This is a genomic window from Paenibacillus sp. OK003 (genome assembly GCF_900109515.1).
GTDB classification, from domain to species: domain Bacteria; phylum Bacillota; class Bacilli; order Paenibacillales; family Paenibacillaceae; genus Paenibacillus; species Paenibacillus marchantiae.
The window spans coordinates 50601-68013 of the sequence record NZ_FOBD01000002.1 but is presented as its reverse complement, the minus strand read 5'-3'; the positions used below and the strand labels follow the sequence as shown (position 1 = coordinate 68013).

Sequence of the window (17413 nt, the reverse complement as noted above, 5' to 3'; positions counted from 1 at the left end):
AGTTCCAGCTTACGACTGGTATTGTTCAGATCTGGGTATAACTTTGAGCTGATGAAATTCTGTCTCAAGGTTCATTAAATAACGTACACGAAGAATAATCTTGTATTGCTTCAACGCCCTTTCGTACGTACTAGCTGGCGCGTTTCCACTAATTTGAGTATAGATTTCCGCGATACCCATTTACAAGTTTGTCCAGATTCAAGTACCCCTGCTACGTTTCACGTGGAACTTTTACAGCAATAATAAAGACTCCGCTTCAATTAACGAGCGAAGTCTTCTATTGTTGCCCTGCATATTTCATCAACTTACCCGATGTATGGATCAATTACCGCCGTTTACTTTTACCGGATAAGGAACCGTATATTCTGCGCCTTCAATCCAGCTCCCGGTTATATGATTACGTCCCTTAACGACAACCCGATCACGGTATACATCCACATGCAGACTCTCACTTCCCTCCAGATGCTCATCCTCATCCGTCCAGAGATAAGCTACAGAGGAAGCATTAAACATCGTTGGTAGCTGTCCGCCCCCTTCGTACATGGTACGCTGAGCCTCTAATTGCCAATGGGTGTGCCCAGAGAAGAGAATGACCTGCGGATAACGACTTAGCACAGCCTTTAATGCTGCGTCCTGACTCACGCCATACCAACCCTGTTCCTTCATGGAACCCGCGACTGTATCCATCAGTGGTTGATGGAGAAAGACAAAAATCGGCTGCTCCGGCAATGCTTGCTCCGACAGTTTCGTTTCCAGCCATTGCAGTTGATCGGCAGACATATCACAATCTTTTGGATGAGGCTGCTCCGTACCTAGAAAGATATAATGATAACCATTGATCCAGTGGTCGTGGTACGATCCGTTCATACCTGTAGTTGCTGTAAAATCGTTCAACCTCTTCTGCCATAACTCTTCAATCGAGATCGATTCTTGCAGTTTTTCAGTATCATGAGCCTCGACCTGGCCCATATCCCCTGAATTCCCCAACACCTCACCCACCTCATGCTGGGTCATTGTGGTCAAGTTCCGCGGAGGATCACCCCATAGAATGGCTCCAATATCATGATTGCCTACAGTGTAACGGATTTGAGGCAGTGATTCGCCGTGAGCCTCCAATATACGCTGCAACTCTTGGTATTCTTGCGGCAGTCCACGATCGGTCACATCGCCCACATGCATAATTCCGCTGCTGCCATGGCTATACGTTGCGATGTCTTCCAGCGCTTTCTCCAGATGACGGTTATGGATATGATCGGCCTGCTCTCTCACATGCGTATCTGTGATGACCTGGAAGCTGATTATCGGTTGTTCGTATTTATTTTCATTATCCATCAGGAATCACTCCATTTCAGTCCAATAATGCCAATCAGAATAAAGCCCATCCAGACGATCGACATCGCCTTCAGACGTTCTCCCAGAAAGTAATGTCCCACGATCCCAATCAATGTAATGCCTACACCCGACCAGATGGCATAAGCAACACCCAGCGGCATATACTTCACAGCAAAATTCAACAGGGTAAAGCTCGCTCCATAACAAGCAAACATAAGAATGGAAGGCCATACGCGGGTAAAACCATCCGAGACCCTCATCAGAATCGTACCGCTCAGCTCCAATCCAATCGCTAGGGCAAGTAGTATCCATCCCGTATACGAATGGTTCGTCATCGGTTTACCTCGACTTCCAGCAATTCATCAAACGAACGAACCGTAAGATCCGCGAGCTTGATATGAGCAGGTTCGCCGACAGCAATCTTCCAGGCAGCTCCGGCAGCACGAGCCATCTCCATATCACCATCCGTATCGCCGATCACGACAACTCTTGCAGTAGGTACACCCAGACGCTCACACGCCAGCAGCAACATGTCAGGAAACGGTTTTCCCCGTCCAACCTGATCCGTTCCTACAACTACGGTGAAAAAAGATTCAATCCCCATCCACTTCAAATGACTTAGGGCATTTTCTGTCTCATCCGCTGTGACGACACCCATTTTCAGTCCTTTGCTGCGACAGTGCTCAAGAAAGGCAAGAACGCCTGGGAGGGGCTGAGCAGGGCGCTCCTTATTCATTGCGTATTCTGCCTGCAGCAAACATTCCCTCACAATAATTTTCGCTTCCGCCCAGCTTAATCCTGCACGATAGCCATGCCAAGTTAATACGGCGTAGACTTCCTCCATCGTTCCCATGGCAAGGGGTCCTCGCACATCATAACCGTTCATTCGTCCCTGCTCATCATGGAATGTTCCCCATATATGAGGAATCTCTACTGCATTGAACTGAAGGCCACGGGCAGCAAGCTCTTCCCGGAAGTTCTCCATCACGCAATCGGTCCAGAAGCCCCACATGGCTGTAAAATCAAGCAATGTCCCATCCTTGTCAAATAAAATAGCCTCAATTGGGGTAGAAAGGCTCCCCAGCGTTATTTTGGGCATTAGTTACGCTCCTTGTCTGCTGAATTACGAAGTCAGAAAAGCGGTACATGACTGCACCGCTCCTCCAAGTTAAGCTTGTTTCACTTGTTATTTCACGCGATCCAATTCTTTTTGAGCCTTTTCTTTGGCTTCTTTCAGCGCTTGTGCCGCTGGCATGTTATTAATCTGTACCTGATCTGCTGCATCCTTCAGCGCAGCATTGATTTTGCCTCCGGTCGGGTCCTGGAACGGAGCCGAAGCATGGGAAGCCTGCTGCAATGGAACCTTGATTTGCGGATTCTCTTCACTGAACGTTTTGAAAGCAGGATCTTCTTGAGCAGATTGACGAACTGCAATATAACCTGTGTTCATGGACCATGCGGCGGTATTCGCTGTTTCCGAGAAATACGTCAGCCATTTATAAGCTGCTTGCTGCTGTTCCGGACTTGCTTCTGCCGGTATACCTGCCATGATTGCACTCGCTACAGGTTTGCCTTGGCCTACACCTTCCCAGCCCGGTTGTTCCATGGCTGCAACGATGCTGAAATCCAGATCTCCCTGGTCACCGCTGGAACCGGTGTATCCGGCTGCTTTATTTTTCATCACGTCATCAATGGTTTTGTACCAGTACTCCCAGCCTTGTCCGCCAAAGTGAATCCCCATGGTCTTGTCCTCATTAATCCACTTGCGGAACAGCTCCCACGTCTCTACCCATTCCGGTGAATCGATCGTTACGGTCTTGCCGTCATCACTCAGAATCTTCCCGCCTTTACCCAGCACGGCGTCAATCATGTTATCGCTACCCCACATCGGCTCCCAGCCATAGAAGGTTGTCTTGCCATTCTCCTGCTTGCTCATCTTCGCTGCCGCTTCAGCAAGTGCCTCCCATGTCGTCAGAGTGGCAGGATCGATATTATTCTCTTTTAGCGCATCCATACGGTAATACATAATCTGAGTTGTTCCATACATTGGTAAGAAATACTGCTTGCCGTCTACTTTTCCCTGGTCCAGGAAGGTCTGAACGTAATCTTCCTTGTTAAAGCTCTGATCGGCAGCGATCAGCTCATCCAGTGGTGCATAGTACCCTTTGCGCGCCCAGTCGATATTGGAGCTTAGTACAGCGGCGGGTACTTTTTTCGAGGCAATGGCTGCCTGCAGTTTTTGTTCCGTCTCTGTGTAATCGGCTTGTACAATCCCTTTGACAACAACGTCGCTCTGGGATGCATTGAAGGCGTCAATCGTCTTCTTCATGTTATCTCCCAGGTTACCACCCAGACCATACCAGAACTCAATCTCGACCGGACTACTTGACGCAGAATCCGCTCCATTCGCAGCAGCTGCATCTGAACCCGTGCCTGTGCCGCTATCGGCTGAGGAACCACACGCGGTGATCAGGGCAAAACTCGCAGCCAGTACCAGCGACATGCCCCCTCTCCACCTGAGCTTTAATTTGTTCCGCCATTTCATACTCGCTTGACCCAATTTCATTTTGATTCCTCCTATATAAAGTATGTTGTGAAAATCAATTCTTGTTCACGCCGGCTGTAATGTTCACACTCTGCATGATCGTTTTCTGGGTAAACAGGAAAAGGATAAGCAGCGGTGCGATGGTAAAGGCACTGGCAGCCATGATCTGCGGCCATGCCAGACCGTAGGCTCCACCTTCCACGAAAAAGCTGCGCAGACCTGCGGATACCAGCTGCAGATTGGGGTCTTTGGTAATGAGCATCGGCCAGAAATAGTTGTTGTACTGGTCAATGAACGTAATCAACACCATCACGGCAAACGACGAACGAACCAGCGGCGTCATAATGGTCCACAGAATGCGGAAGTGCGACGCTCCATCCAACTGGCCGGCTTCCACCAATTCGTGGGATACCTGCATGAACGCCTGACGAATCAGGAAGATAGAGAACACACTGACACAGTTGGACACAATCAGTCCGGTATAGGAATCCAGTAATTTAAGTTCGCTGAGCACCAAATAACTGGGCAAATAAACGGCGGTACTCGGAATCATGTAGCCTACCAGAATCAGTCCGGTGAGAACCCCTTTTATACGAAAACGCATATGGGTGAGTGCATAGGCCATCATGCTGGAGTTAATGACCTGGATCAGACAGATCGCTGCCGCTACCCCTGTACTGTTCAGAATGTAACGGGCAAATGGAGCAGACTGCCACGCATCCACATAATTGTTCCAGCGGAACGTTTCGGGCCAGAAGGTTGGCGGGAACTGCCAGATCTCGTCATTCGTTTTGAAACCGCTAATGACCATCCAGTAGAACGGAAATGCCATCGTCAGACTCACCAGCGCAAGCAGCAGATAGCGAAGTGCGGTAGCAAATCCTTTTCCTGCACGAGGGACCTTCCGTTTCTGCACTTCTTCACGACGATTATCTTTTCTTGTTTGGTTGGTTAAAGTGGTCATGTTCATTAGTAATGCACCAGGCGTCGACCGAGCAGGAAGGATACTCCTGACAGCAGAACGCAGATCAGAATAATAACGACGGCGATGGAAGAAGCCTCGCCCACATTGAAGGACTCAAATGCAGATTGATAATACATGTAAAGCAGTGTTCTTGTTGATCCCGCTGGTCCCCCTTGCGTCATCACGTTGATCTGGTCGTAAGCCTGAAGCGACTGGATCGTCAGAATGATGGACAGGAAGAACGTGGTGGGTGAAATCAACGGCAGTGTAATGCTTCGGAACTTGTCCCAGCTGCCTGCCCCATCAATCGATGCCGCTTCAAGCAGATCGGATGGCAGGTTACGCAATGCGACCAGATAAAATACCATAGACCAGCCAATCGATTTCCACAGCGTGACGATGAGCACAGCTACCAGTGCCCAGTTCTGATCTTTCAGCCAGCCGATCGGGGATATGCCGACCCAGCCAAGCAACAGGTTGGCCAGCCCCACTTCAGGTTCGAAAATCCATGACCACGCAATGGAGACTGCAACAGTCGGGGTCACCCAAGGAGAGAATAGCAGCGTCCGGAACAGACCAGAGGACTTAATCTTGCTGTTCATGAGCATGGCCAGCGCCAATCCGCCCACAATCGTAGGCACTACACTTCCAAGACCGAACAACAGCGTAACTTTTAATGAACGGTAAAATTCAGAATTGGTTAGCAGATAGCTGTAGTTATCCAAACCGACGAATAATTTGTCAGGACTCATGAAGTCCCAATCCGTAAAACTCAGATAAACAATGTATCCCAAAGGCCCCAGCCAGAAAATGAGTAATGGGATAAGGGCAGGAAGGGTGAAGAGAACCGCTTCTGTCTCCCTCCATAATTTCACACGCAATTTGCACACTCCTAATCGTCCAAATTTTATTTAATTTCTCTAAAAATCATGCCTTCAAACTCCCTTTAATCTCTTCTGTACAAAAATGATTGTATAATACATTTGAAAAAACTAATTCCGGGTTATGTTAAAATAACGCGAGGTCATGTAAAATATGAAAAGGAAACAGGGAGTCCCATCCATATACTAGAGGTGAGATTGTGGGAAAAGAAGCTGCCGAGGACCAGAACCATTCGTCGTTGTCCTATCGGCCCGAGCTGAGGGAAAAAGTCATTGACGCCATTGCCAATACCATGGATCTGTACGGAGTCAATCATTCATTTGGCCAACTGTATGGCATTATGTATTTTGAGGATCGTCCCATGACGCTGGAAGAGATGAAAACGTCCATGAACATGAGCAAAAGTAATATGAGTTATGCTGTACGTTCGCTTACCGAATCTCAGATGATCTATAAATTGGAGGAAAAGCGGGAACGCCAGGATCAGTATCTGGCCGAAACCAACTTTTTCCGTACGTTTCAGAACTTCTTCGGGGCCAAGCTTCAACGGGAAATCGACGTGATGCAGGAAAGCCTTCGGGAGGTCATTCCGCAGTTATCGGAAATTATTCTCGCCAGAACAACTCCGCCGGAGGAACGGGAAGACGCTTTGCGCGATTTGCATAAACTTCAGCATGCCGAGCAGTATTATGAATGGTTGCAGGGATTTGTAGATCAACTGCGGGATGGTTTTTTTTACAAAGACGCTCCACATGAAAGTGATTAACGCAGCGTTTGCGGGGGCTGTAGTGGGATTTTCACTTTAAACTTATATTCTTATGTTCAGCTCGTTAAACTAAAAAAGCCAGTTCAGCGAGCAACGATGCGCTGCAGCACTTGTTCTGGCTTTAGATAATCAAAAGGGGAGCCCCGCCATGTTTTCATGGTTGGGCTCCCCTTTTATAAATATGGTTATCTTATTTCTGTGCCGCAGCCTCAATGTCTGCATAAGCCCAGTGTGTTGCAGGTACGTCTATAAAAGATGGCGTAGTTACGCCTGTTACCGGCGTACGTTTGAACAGTACATTCAGTACTTTCACGGCTTCAGCGCGGGTCAGTTTGCTGTCCGGTTTAAATGTACCATCGTTATATCCTGTCATCAGGCCAGCCGATTGTACGTAGGCAATTGCATCGGAAGCCCACAGGTCGGCGGACACATCTGTGAATCCTGTACCATTTGTTGCTTGTGTTGTGCTGCTTGTTGTGTCTGCGCTTTGTTGCTGTATCCAACGGTATGCAATGGTCGCCATTTGTGCACGGGTAATTGAACCCTCTGGCGCAAATTGAGTGGCGTTCATACCGTTCATGATGCCTGCGGATTGTGCTTTTTCAATATCACTTGCTGCCCAATGAGTTGCAGCTACATCGGCGTAGTTTACAGCGTTCGCAGATGCGGTTCCCGCTTCATCAGTCAGATTACGAGTCAGCATCGCTGCCATTTGCGCACGGGTTACGAATGCATCCGGACGGAAATCCGCACCAAATCCGTTAATATACGGGTTGTGCGAGCCTTGGGAAGCTTTCAGCCCATCCACCACAACGAGCGTGAACGTGCTGAATTTGTTAACTGTAAACTCGATGCCTTCACTGGAATCGCTGAGCTTCACCAGCTTACCTTGAATCAGCTCTTTCGTGCCGTCACTATGTTCAATGTACACAGCCAGGTTTTCCAAAGCTTGCTGGCGGGCAGCAGGGTCGGTTGGCAGACTGTCGCGCAGCGGCAATGTCAGTGTTACTTCATGGCTTTGCATATTTGTTTCGATTTCAACTGGGCGAGCCAGTACTTTCACGTTTGAATTTGGAGTAATCTGTTGAATCAACTGCTCTTTCTTCGCACGTTCTTCCACTTCTTTACGCTCGGATTCCTTCTTTAGAGGAACGACGCGGAAGTATAGATCCTGGTCGAATCCGGCAATCGACTTCGTTGGAACCGAGATAATAGCGTTCTCTGTGGAAATCTCAAGGTTAAGCCCACCATCGTTCAGCTGTTTCACCGCTGCTTTTGGCAGTTCAATGCGTGTCTCAGACACAGCATCTTTAGCGTCAGGGATAACAATGCGTGCTGTGTTCATATTTAATTGCTTCGCTTTTTCCACCGATTCCTTGGCAATCGCCTCAGACATTTTCACGAGGTCCTTGATCGTGCCGTCAGCCTCGGTTGTACGTGTAATTGGCGTTTTGGTCAGGTTGGTGCCATTCGCTCCATTCACGTCCACGACGATTTGCTCCTGCTTGCTCGTCGGTGTAGTTGTTACAGGTGTAGTCACTGACGATCCACCACCTGTGCTTCCGCCCGTGTTTGGTGTTGAACCATTTCCGTTGTTGCTATCGCCATTTGCCGTGAAGACAATCTTCACCGCACGTCCTGGCAATAAGTCACTGATGGCTTTGTAACGAACCCAAACCGTTTTGTCACCGCTAAAATCAAAGTTCTGCATAGAGGCAACATTAATCCAGGTCTGTTTGCCATTAAAGGAGATCTCCATCGTGTCATCTAAGCCGGTTATCGTGTTGTTGATATCGTTTCCCGTTACATTAGGGGCCGTAAAGAATCGGTTGATCACATATTGTAGATTCCCAACATCCTCGTAGCGGTCTTGTTCGTTAAGTACCCATTCGGCCAGTTCTTTTCGGCCTTCCGGGCTGAGATCAGCTCTTTTGGACAAATCAAGGGCACCTGTACGTCTAAATTTATAGTTATCGAAGAATGCTTCCCCTGCAATCCATTCGTTCATGGCATGATCAAGCCATTCATCCATTAGCAGAATAGAAGTAGCATTCTCAAAGGAATCCAAATGCATAGAAAAGAGATTCAACACAATGTCCGGATTAACAATATTCCCTTTAAATTCTCCTTCCAACCTTTCAAACGCCACTAGATGCAAGAATTTATAGGTAAAAACACCTTTATCTACTTTGCTGCGGTTCAAATGTTGTTGCCCAAGGCTACGCAGCACATATGTCTGTTGATCATTAAAATGAACTGGTCCAGCCACCAACTGCTGTGCAAATAAATCCAGTTTGATCTCAAGAACATCTAGTTCCTTCTGCTCCCAGATGGATTGTGCCAGAACGGCAAGTTCAATCATATATTGAACCTGATCTTTATTTCTGTAATCGTTCTTCACATAATCAATCAGGAATCCAGCAATGAATGTTCTCTCCTGCGATGATAAAGCACCGTACCCATTAGGTAGAGTAATGCCCAAATCAGGATTTTCCATGGCCAGAATCATACCATTAATATCGTTGCTACTCTTTGCAGCATTTACGGCAGCCAACACATCAATTTCATTACCAGGGAAAAATTTGTTGAATGTCGTCTGAACGTCTTCCAAACTTGCATATCCACCATTCGGTCTTTCAGTAAGCATATGATCAGCCAGCTGCTCCTTCTGTTCTGGCGTCAAGTTATCCATTTTGCTTGTATCCAAAGGGAAGCTCGTTATCGGACTTCCTGGATTTGCCTTGTTATAAGTCAGAATATTATCATGAATTGTATTTAATTTATCCAGTGACGTTACCATTTCCTCAGTCGTATTTGCACGATTAATGAAAGGTGTATCTCCCACTGCTGTGTCTATATATCTCAAAACGCTTGAAATGGAAGATGTTGTTTTGAGTTTAAGTTCGTATAGATAAGCCGTTGTGCGTTTATCTACCTCGGAAGCAGAGAGATATGCAGCAATAAGTTGATAGAAGTTAGATTCAGCACTCGGAAAATCAAAATGATTTATTCTTTCTGCTTGCTTGCTATACAGGTCATTAAGTGCAACTACTTCACTCGGTCCATCGATTTGGCGAGTCATTTCAAGAGCTTTCAGAGCTAATTGCACAAAGAACTCAACTTGCTCCTTGTTCTCATATCCTTTGCTTGTTGGCGCCTCGATATCTAATAAGTATTCTGCAATAGCGTCCTGATCTTCTACAGGCAAAGATTCAAAATCAGGCGTGCCAATGAATTGCTTATTCCGAAGCAACAAAATAATATCTTGGATAAAGTCATCGCTGTTACCCCGGTCTGCCTTCTTTTTGAGTTCGTTGTACTGATCTAGCTCACTCAGTTGTGCAGTGAATTGGATAGATTGCATTTGATACGTAGCTTCCAAATATCGGTCTTTAACTACTACATTGAAATAGTACGTATCACCTTCGATTAGATCTGTAATTATTTTCGAAAATGTACCATTTGTAGTAGAAGCTGAACCATTAATCGGATCACCATAAGCCTGGCCTGATGCTCCACTGATTTGTTGCATGTCTTCAAGATCAGGAGCATTAGATATGTAAACCTGGTAATTTACATCAGGTGGTGTAGAAGATGAGGATTGTGCATACTCCCACTGTAGTTCTATTGATTTCTCGTCCACATACTTTATCGTTAATAGACCGTTATTTCCGGGTACCGGATACGATGCCCCTGCATGTACCTTTCCTGCCGGTACTGCTAACCAAGGAGCTACCAACACCAAAATGAGCAGCGTGCTAAATATTTTTCTGTATTGCATATACGCTTTCCTCCCTAATCTCGCTTGTCGAAATATAGGCCTATTGTATTACGCAACTCTGAACGGATTCTGAACATTCGCTCCAATAAACGGAAAAAAATCCGGCCTGTAGGTGAAAAACAGGCCGGATTTCAAATATTTTTCGTCATTATTCATCATTTTTACTTCTTCTTTTAATTATAGAGCCCTATATTCCATAAAATTTATGATTCTTGTCACGTCGTACCTGTACTCATCCACCGCTCCTTGCCACAACAAACAAGTAGACGCATCAAATCATCGTATATCCGCCATCCACAAACAATGTGCTCCCTGTTGTAAATGTATTTGTCATAAGATAAGTAACCGTATGTGCAATCTCCCCATTGTAGCCCACACGCTTGAGCACAGACAGCCCCTCATAGTCTTTAAAATGTTCACCGCGAGGTGTACCCTCCTGCCCCTCTCGCCAGATGGTTCCGGGGGACACGACATTCACGCGAACAGGCGCGAGCTCCACTGCAAGTGCTTTGCCCAGACTTTCAATCGCTCCGTTACACGCAGCGTAAGAGGCCCCGCCCTCCAGTGGGCGTTGGCTGAAGCCGCCCGACATTAACGTGATCGAACCCGACGCCGATAAATACGAAGCTGCGTATTTGGCAGCAAAATATTGAGGCCAGAACTTGCCCTTGAAACAGCTTTCGGCCGTCTCCCGATCTGAAGTTAACGGACCACGGGTGTATGCAGCTCCAGGGGTGAACAGGTGATCGAATGCACCAACCTGATTGAAAAATTGTTCGATTTGCTTTTCATCCTGATTGTCCAATACGTACACTTCGATGGACACCGTGCCAGTCTTGCCTTTGCCTGTGACACGAGCAATCTGCTCCCTCGCTTCCTCTAGCCTGGTCTCTGATCGTCCCGCGATAACTACATGTGCACCAGCCTCAGCAGCCTGGATTGCCGTTGCAAGTCCAATCCCAGAGCTTCCTCCTATAATCACGACACGTTTATTCTCCAATGTAAATGGACTCATTCTGCATCTTCCTCTCGTATAGCTGGATTTTTCGTTTTTCTAGCATTTTGTTCATTATTATCGAAAAGATTAGCCCTGAACAGTACGCAATTGAATCGTACCAGGTACGAAAATTCGTACTATTGGAGCTAGATGACACAGTTATTCCTGCCCAATTCACATAGATAAAACATGCAGAACGCGAAGAAATCAGGTATGATGAAGTTACATATAGTTGTTTAAATTGAGGTGAATACTATGGATTTACAGGAGCCACGCTTACAAGGTGTACTCGTTACGTTGGAAGCCATTAATGGTAAATGGAAACCGCTCATCCTGTTTATTTTATTGAAGGAAGGCACGAAGCGATTTGGTGAACTAAGACGCATGATTCCAGATGTAGCACAGGGCACGTTAACGAAACAGCTGCGCGAGCTGGAACAGGATCAGATTATTGTGCGCACTCTCTATGGCGATGTTCCACCGAAGGTCGAGTACAGCCTGTCCGCACACGGGCAGACGATTGGTACGCTGTTGGATGGCATGTGCGGCTGGGGCAAGGCTCATCTGGAGTATTTGAACGGAACCAAACATATGATTAATGCGGAGAAATTAGCCGGGGACTCCCATAACGAGGCGAAAGCTGAATAAAAACTCATGCCTTCATCTCTGTTAGCAGACGGGACGCCAGTATTGCCATCTGTTATGAACAGGCTACGCCTCATAACCGAACCACAGAATGTTAAGAAATCAGACCCAATTTTAGCACTCTCGCAATATTCTCGGTTGTACGCTCCACATTCTCCGGGCCTTGGCGCAGAAGTTGTTCCAGATCAGCCGCCCCCGGCACAATACCAAACACCGCGTCAATTCCTTCAGTGTACAACGTATCTATCCCTTCACCAACGTAACCTGCAATGGCGATAACCGGCTTGCCCGCTTCCTTGGCAGCACGCGCTACACCGTAAGGGGTCTTTCCAAATTTCGTTTGAAAATCAATGCCGCCTTCGCCCGTAAACACCACATCTGCATGTACCAGCTTGTCACGAAATCCAGTGTATTCAATGACAATTTCAATGCCTTTGCGCAACACAGCCTGTGTAAAAATCAAAAGCCCTGCGCCCAAACCACCTGCTGCGCCTGCACCCGGCACATCGCGCATATCCTTGTACAGCTGCTGCTTCACCACATCTGCATAATGGGAAAGATTCGCATCCAGCACCTGCACCATCTCCGTTGTAGCCCCCTTTTGTGGTCCAAACACCCGTGAAGCACCATGCTCTCCGCATAACGGATTAGTTACGTCACAGGCGACAATAAACTCCACATCCTGCAATCGCTCATCCAAGCCGGACACATCGATATGCTCCAATTGATCAAGTGCGCCGCCTCCACGTGCAAGTGGCTGCCCGTGTGCATCCAGAAACGTTGCGCCAAGCGCCTCGGCCATGCCTGTACCCCCATCGTTGGTCGCACTGCCACCAATTCCGATAATGATTTGGCGAATACCCTGATCCAGACACGCCCGAATCAGCTCTCCCGTGCCATAGGTTGACGTGCGAAGCGGGTTCCGACTTTCCTTGGTCAACAAATGAATGCCGCTCGCCGATGCCATCTCAATCGCCGCCGTTAACCCATCGCCCATAATGCCATATTGCGCTAGTACAGGCTGTCCCAGTGGCCCGCTCACCTCTCTCTGGTGAATTACGCCGCCAGAAGCATCCACCAGCGACTGCACGGTGCCTTCGCCTCCGTCAGCCATCGGTACATGAATATAGTTCGCGGCTGGGTAGATTTTACGCAATCCTTTTTCCATCGCCACACATACTTCTTTCGCTGTCATGCTCTCTTTAAATGAATCCGGTGCCAGTACAAATGTCGTCTCTCTCATCTTCTCCCACCCCATCCGTGTTATTAAAGGATAAACCTTTTTTAAATACGCTTTCATTATAGTTGCTGGTGAGCCACATAAATATTGATGAACAGACGAAATTCATTGTGCATATGCACAATGAATAGTGGCAGGACCGAATATCCTGCCACCCATACACTAACGTGCTTCGCTGCTACTTAGAGCAGCACACGGTGTTCCATTATATTTTTCATACTAATATGGGATTTGGATGGCCCAAGCTTCACAAGCGAGTCTTGGAACTCAGCAAGCTCTTCAATGGTTGCCGTCTGTACCTTGATCAGATAGTTGTACTCACCGCTAATCCGATATAAATCCGTGACCTCAACAGCCTGTTCACAGAAGTGAACAAATTCCTCACAATGCTCTGTTTTGAGTAAAATAAACGTCGTTGTTCCACGGTTTAGTTTGGCCAGATCATAGATGGTTGAATATCCCGATATGATCCCGTTTTCCTCCAGTTTGAGAATTCTCTCCTTGACCGAAGGTTGGGACATGTTTACCTCTTTGCTAATCTGTACAATTGGCATGCGTGCATGGTGCTGCAAAAGTCGCATAATTTGCTGGTCAATCTCATCTATAACATAACCCATTTGTAGACCCTCCTGAGCATCAGGCTAATTTAATAAGTTTTTTTGGATAAAAGAGCTTATAAATTACAACTCTTACTCCATTATATCCTTTGATATCGCATGGTTCCAATGCGCCGTTCCTTTTATACTTTAGAATACAATCTGACGAAGGAGTGATGAGCATGAGTGTAAACGGACTTGCTCACGTAGCCATTCAAGCACGTAATTATGAGGATACCCTCTCATTCTATACGAATGTATTAGGATTTAAAGTTGGTCACTCCTGGAGTCTCCCCGCCTTCCAAATTACCGAGGCGTGCATGCTGATCTCACCGGATCAACGGACCTGCATTGAACTGTTTGACCCCGGAGCTGTAATCGCGGCCGAAGGTGAACCAGCAGAGTCTCCCGAAGCAGTAAAACATGGGGCATTGCTTCATTTCGCCTTTTACGTAGACCATGTGGAAAAGATCTACGAGCGAGCGCTTGCTCATGGTGCTAAACCTTATGTTCAACCCGATTGGATCTCACTTGGTGAACCTCCACTTCAAGTTCGAAATGCGGTTGTGTATAGTCCAAATGGTGAAGTGATCGAATTCCTCGAAGAGGTTGATTTTGACCGTCCCTCTACACCGTCGATCTAACGTTATGCAAACCGAACAGCCTGTGGCCCGGATATCCGTGGCGGCAGGCTGTTTTATACTATGTTTTTTGAGCGATAGGAAAGCGAGCATATGAGCATAAGACATACTCCTTGCCCTCCTTGCCCTCATTCCCCCTCTTCAATACCCGGCTTATACTCCCGTAACTTCCCTTCATACACCAGCTGCAATTGTTCACTTTGGCGAAAGTCATCCGGGGTCACCAGCGCAGGCAGCTTGTTCCACAGCTTGATGCCGGAGCGCTGCAGAATCTCGGCAACAAATTGCGAGCAAAAGTAGGAGTTGCTGAACTCTACTGGCTCCTTCAGCGTAATGCCAATCACACCAAGCAGATTGTACATATATTTCTGACGGCTGCGGATGAAGATGTGCAGCACCCGTTTCATTTTTTCCACTTCACGCTCCGTCACCTGAAGCTCATAAATGACACATGTGGTATTTGGATATTTACTGTATGTACCTGTCTGAATATCTTCCTTCACAAACCCGCCGTTCAGCGGATTGCTCGGATGCTTGCGACCAAAGCTGTACAGCTCGGATAATTCCCGGTCAAATGAGATGGAGGCATGATTGTATGGCGCTCTGGTGTAACTTTGAATGACTTTGGTAAACAACGTTCCCGTATTCGTAAGCAGGATATAGATGGAGCGTGGTTCTGTCATAACGAAATTTCCCCTTATCAAGTTGGCACTATTCCTTCATAATAACATAGGTACCCTATATTGGAATCTTACTTCTGGATAAGCAGGTGATTGTACTTGAGCAGCTCACTCTTTACCTTAACACTGATTTTTATTGCTTTATTGGTCATACATATCGTGTACAAAATCATTACGAAGCTTCAGCCGGACAAGGATTATTCGGGCATTGGCAACAAAATCAAAACCTGGTGGGGCATGTTTGTCATCTTCTGTCTCGCCACCCTCTTCAATCCGATTGTCTCCCTGATCTCCCTTATGGTACTTACCTTTTTCGCGCTGAAAGAGTACTTCTCCATGATCCGAAGCACCCGCAAAGCAGACCGCAGGCTGTTTCTATGGGCGTATCTGGCGATTCCGGTACAGTTCTACTGGATCTATATTGGATGGTATGGGATGTTTATCGTGTTTATTCCGCTATATGTCTTCCTGGTGCTGCCCCTGCCACGTCTGATTAATAAGGGTACGGTTGGTTTTCTGCGCAGTGTCAGCTCGACGCAATGGGGATTGATGCTAATGGTATTTGGACTTAGTCATCTGGCTTACTTCCCGTTCGCAACACCGGAATATGGTTCAAAGCTGGTCCTGTTCCTGGTCGTGTTAACCCAGCTGAATGATGTGGTGCATTATCTGGCCTCGCTCTATCTGGGCAAACGCAAAGTGGTGCCCACGGCCAATCCTTTTTTGACATGGGAAGGGTTCGCCTGTGCATTCGTTGTAACCACCGCCGCCTCTTATTTCATTCATCCTTACCTGACTCCGTTTGATGCACGTTTCGCGCTTTTCATCGGTGTGTTGATCGCTCTGGCAGGGTTCTTCGGAAGTCTGACGGTTTCTGTTCTGAAGCGAGATCTGTTAATTGGGGATGACAATAAGTTCGATGCGTTGAAAAAAAGCTACCTGAGCCGGGTCGACAGCCTGACGTACACCTCTCCGGTCATGTTCCACGTGGTGCGCTATTTCTTCGACTTCATGTAGACAAGCTGGTCTCACTCTAGCCTACATAAGAAAACAGTTCAAATTTTGAAATTAATTATCAAGTTAAAACCTTTTGCCCTGACTTCGCGTAAAATAGCCATCCTAGTTGTAAACGCAAAAAAAACTCCAAGTCTATCTCCGTAATCTAAATACGGATTAAGGTTTTCTTGGAGGTTTTAGGGTAATCTCACAGTTACAGGTTCAGGGCCCTTTAAAAATTAAATTTATAGATTGGTTCAGAAAAATTAACGTTTTAAGCTTAACTGCCGTAATCGAATGAATTCCAGAATGTCGTTTAATTCCCGAAAACTTTCATTATGATGCCTTTTATCGTCATTAGAATGGATGTGAAAAGGGTCAAATTGTATGATTGAAGCGGGTGTCCCGTCTGGGTGATAATGAGCATGAAATTTCATAATAAGCTGTTGGTTGGTTTCATACCAATCGTACCAATACAACTCAATAAAATTCCTACCCTTATCTAGTTCTTCTATGCAAATCAATTTAGAAAAATCATGAAACACAATTGTTTTTCTAATACTCCTGCTATCGCTCCGTATACCATTTGCACCATCACGAACCTCAGATATGATATCTGAAAAGTTACTCTCAATAAAAAGGAAATTACTTTTTCTTATCTCTAAACTCAAGCTTTTGCCTCCCAAGCAAGTGCTGCCAAACTTGAGCATCGGTTTCTTCTTCTGGTGTCAGTTTTTCTTTTGTTCCGAGCGTTCGTTTAAATTCATCACCGTATTTATCTTCGTAGTAAGCAATTTGACGAGTGTAATAATCTAAGTCGCTTTCTTCCTTTTGCATAATTTCAGCTTCCTGGGCCTGCCACATGCTGACAACATCACGAATAAGAATTCTTTTTCCGGATGCTGTAATAAACTCAGTGTCATCAGGAATTTTATTATGTTTTTTAGAGCCAGCTTTTTTGAATCCAACAAATCGATTCTGCTTGAGCCAGTTGTGGATGGTCATTACACTAACGCCAAAGAATTTAGCTAATTGGCTAGGAGAATATTCTTCAGCTATTTTTAGCGCCTCTACTTGAGATACAGGTGGAGTACCACTATCAGTTGCAACAATTAATGCGTGTTGAAGCAGTTGTTCGAACCTTTTTTGGAAGGCCTCATGATTCTCAAAAATAGCCTCGTCGAATTCCTGCACTATACTTTCATTATCACGTAAAGCATGAGCAAGAACTTTAAACAATAATACACTGTTTTCAAAATCACCTAATTTGAAAGCCAACTCCTGAGCGATATAATTGGAGTTTTTATTAAATTGACTTTTCTCACTGTATGTAATAGACATTAACATC

General features: G+C 46.3%; 17 protein-coding genes. 4 read left to right on the top strand and 13 right to left on the bottom strand.

The genetic code is table 11. The features are described from left to right. Nucleotides 1-321: 321 nt before the first annotated feature. The 6 genes from BMW94_RS03140 to BMW94_RS03115 all read right to left on the bottom strand — a co-directional run bounded on the left by BMW94_RS03140 (nucleotide 322) and on the right by BMW94_RS03115 (nucleotide 5722). Nucleotides 322-1332: a metallophosphoesterase family protein gene (locus BMW94_RS03140; RefSeq protein ID WP_090994399.1), complete on the bottom strand. Its 1011-nt coding sequence runs from the start codon at nucleotides 1330-1332 to the stop codon at nucleotides 322-324. Then, the gene (locus tag BMW94_RS03135; protein WP_063565864.1) at nucleotides 1332-1667 is read right to left on the bottom strand and encodes a DMT family transporter; all 336 of its coding nucleotides are present in this window, start codon (nucleotides 1665-1667) and stop codon (nucleotides 1332-1334) included. Before BMW94_RS03135 ends, BMW94_RS03140 begins: the two co-directional genes overlap by 1 nt. Then, the gene (locus tag BMW94_RS03130) at nucleotides 1664-2431 is read right to left on the bottom strand and encodes an HAD family hydrolase (RefSeq protein ID WP_090994397.1); all 768 of its coding nucleotides are present in this window, start codon (nucleotides 2429-2431) and stop codon (nucleotides 1664-1666) included. Before BMW94_RS03130 ends, BMW94_RS03135 begins: the two co-directional genes overlap by 4 nt. An 87-nt stretch (nucleotides 2432-2518) precedes the next feature. Further along, nucleotides 2519-3898 (bottom strand): ABC transporter substrate-binding protein, encoded by a 1380-nt coding sequence (locus BMW94_RS03125; RefSeq protein ID WP_090994395.1) that lies wholly within the window; start codon nucleotides 3896-3898, stop codon nucleotides 2519-2521. Between the two features lie 34 nt (nucleotides 3899-3932). Continuing rightward, complete coding sequence (locus tag BMW94_RS03120) at nucleotides 3933-4847, bottom strand: carbohydrate ABC transporter permease (protein ID WP_244192805.1); 915 nt, start codon at nucleotides 4845-4847, stop codon at nucleotides 3933-3935. Further along, nucleotides 4847-5722: a carbohydrate ABC transporter permease gene (locus BMW94_RS03115; RefSeq protein ID WP_063565861.1), complete on the bottom strand. Its 876-nt coding sequence runs from the start codon at nucleotides 5720-5722 to the stop codon at nucleotides 4847-4849. The genes BMW94_RS03120 and BMW94_RS03115 overlap by 1 nt, the downstream gene beginning before the upstream one ends. Before the next feature lie 200 nt (nucleotides 5723-5922). Here BMW94_RS03115 and BMW94_RS03110 point away from each other — a divergent pair, with 200 nt between their 5' ends. Continuing rightward, entirely contained in the window at nucleotides 5923-6489 is a 567-nt protein-coding gene (locus BMW94_RS03110) for a GbsR/MarR family transcriptional regulator (protein ID WP_090994393.1), read from the top strand. A gap of 190 nt (nucleotides 6490-6679) precedes the next feature. Here the strand turns inward: BMW94_RS03110 and BMW94_RS03105 are convergent, their stop codons facing one another. Then, entirely contained in the window at nucleotides 6680-10270 is a 3591-nt protein-coding gene (locus BMW94_RS03105; RefSeq protein WP_090994391.1) for an S-layer homology domain-containing protein, read from the bottom strand. Between the two features lie 271 nt (nucleotides 10271-10541). Next, nucleotides 10542-11285, bottom strand: coding sequence for an SDR family oxidoreductase (locus BMW94_RS03100; protein WP_090994389.1), 744 nt, complete (start codon nucleotides 11283-11285; stop codon nucleotides 10542-10544). 237 nt (nucleotides 11286-11522) lie between these two features. On the opposite strand from BMW94_RS03100, the gene BMW94_RS03095 reads away from it, so the two are divergent. Then, on the top strand, nucleotides 11523-11915 hold the full coding sequence (locus BMW94_RS03095) for a winged helix-turn-helix transcriptional regulator (protein WP_090994387.1): 393 nt from the start codon (nucleotides 11523-11525) through the stop codon (nucleotides 11913-11915). Nucleotides 11916-12006: 91 nt separating this feature from the next. Here the strand turns inward: BMW94_RS03095 and BMW94_RS03090 are convergent, their stop codons facing one another. After that, complete coding sequence (locus BMW94_RS03090; protein ID WP_090994385.1) at nucleotides 12007-13155, bottom strand: glycerate kinase; 1149 nt, start codon at nucleotides 13153-13155, stop codon at nucleotides 12007-12009. Between the two features lie 179 nt (nucleotides 13156-13334). Further along, entirely contained in the window at nucleotides 13335-13769 is a 435-nt protein-coding gene (locus tag BMW94_RS03085; protein ID WP_090994383.1) for an Lrp/AsnC family transcriptional regulator, read from the bottom strand. A 161-nt stretch (nucleotides 13770-13930) separates the two neighbouring features. Between BMW94_RS03085 and BMW94_RS03080 the strand changes: the two genes are divergently transcribed. Next, on the top strand, nucleotides 13931-14392 hold the full coding sequence (locus BMW94_RS03080; RefSeq protein ID WP_090994381.1) for a VOC family protein: 462 nt from the start codon (nucleotides 13931-13933) through the stop codon (nucleotides 14390-14392). A gap of 125 nt (nucleotides 14393-14517) precedes the next feature. Here the strand turns inward: BMW94_RS03080 and BMW94_RS03075 are convergent, their stop codons facing one another. Further along, nucleotides 14518-15072 (bottom strand): hypothetical protein, encoded by a 555-nt coding sequence (locus BMW94_RS03075; protein ID WP_090994379.1) that lies wholly within the window; start codon nucleotides 15070-15072, stop codon nucleotides 14518-14520. A gap of 96 nt (nucleotides 15073-15168) precedes the next feature. On the opposite strand from BMW94_RS03075, the gene BMW94_RS03070 reads away from it, so the two are divergent. Next, nucleotides 15169-16086, top strand: coding sequence for a phosphatidate cytidylyltransferase (locus tag BMW94_RS03070; RefSeq protein ID WP_090994377.1), 918 nt, complete (start codon nucleotides 15169-15171; stop codon nucleotides 16084-16086). Between the two features lie 245 nt (nucleotides 16087-16331). Here the strand turns inward: BMW94_RS03070 and BMW94_RS03065 are convergent, their stop codons facing one another. Further along, on the bottom strand, nucleotides 16332-16736 hold the full coding sequence (locus BMW94_RS03065) for a toxin-antitoxin system TumE family protein (RefSeq protein WP_090994375.1): 405 nt from the start codon (nucleotides 16734-16736) through the stop codon (nucleotides 16332-16334). Next, entirely contained in the window at nucleotides 16711-17406 is a 696-nt protein-coding gene (locus tag BMW94_RS03060; RefSeq protein WP_139209287.1) for a helix-turn-helix domain-containing protein, read from the bottom strand. Before BMW94_RS03060 ends, BMW94_RS03065 begins: the two co-directional genes overlap by 26 nt. Nucleotides 17407-17413 lie beyond the last annotated feature (7 nt).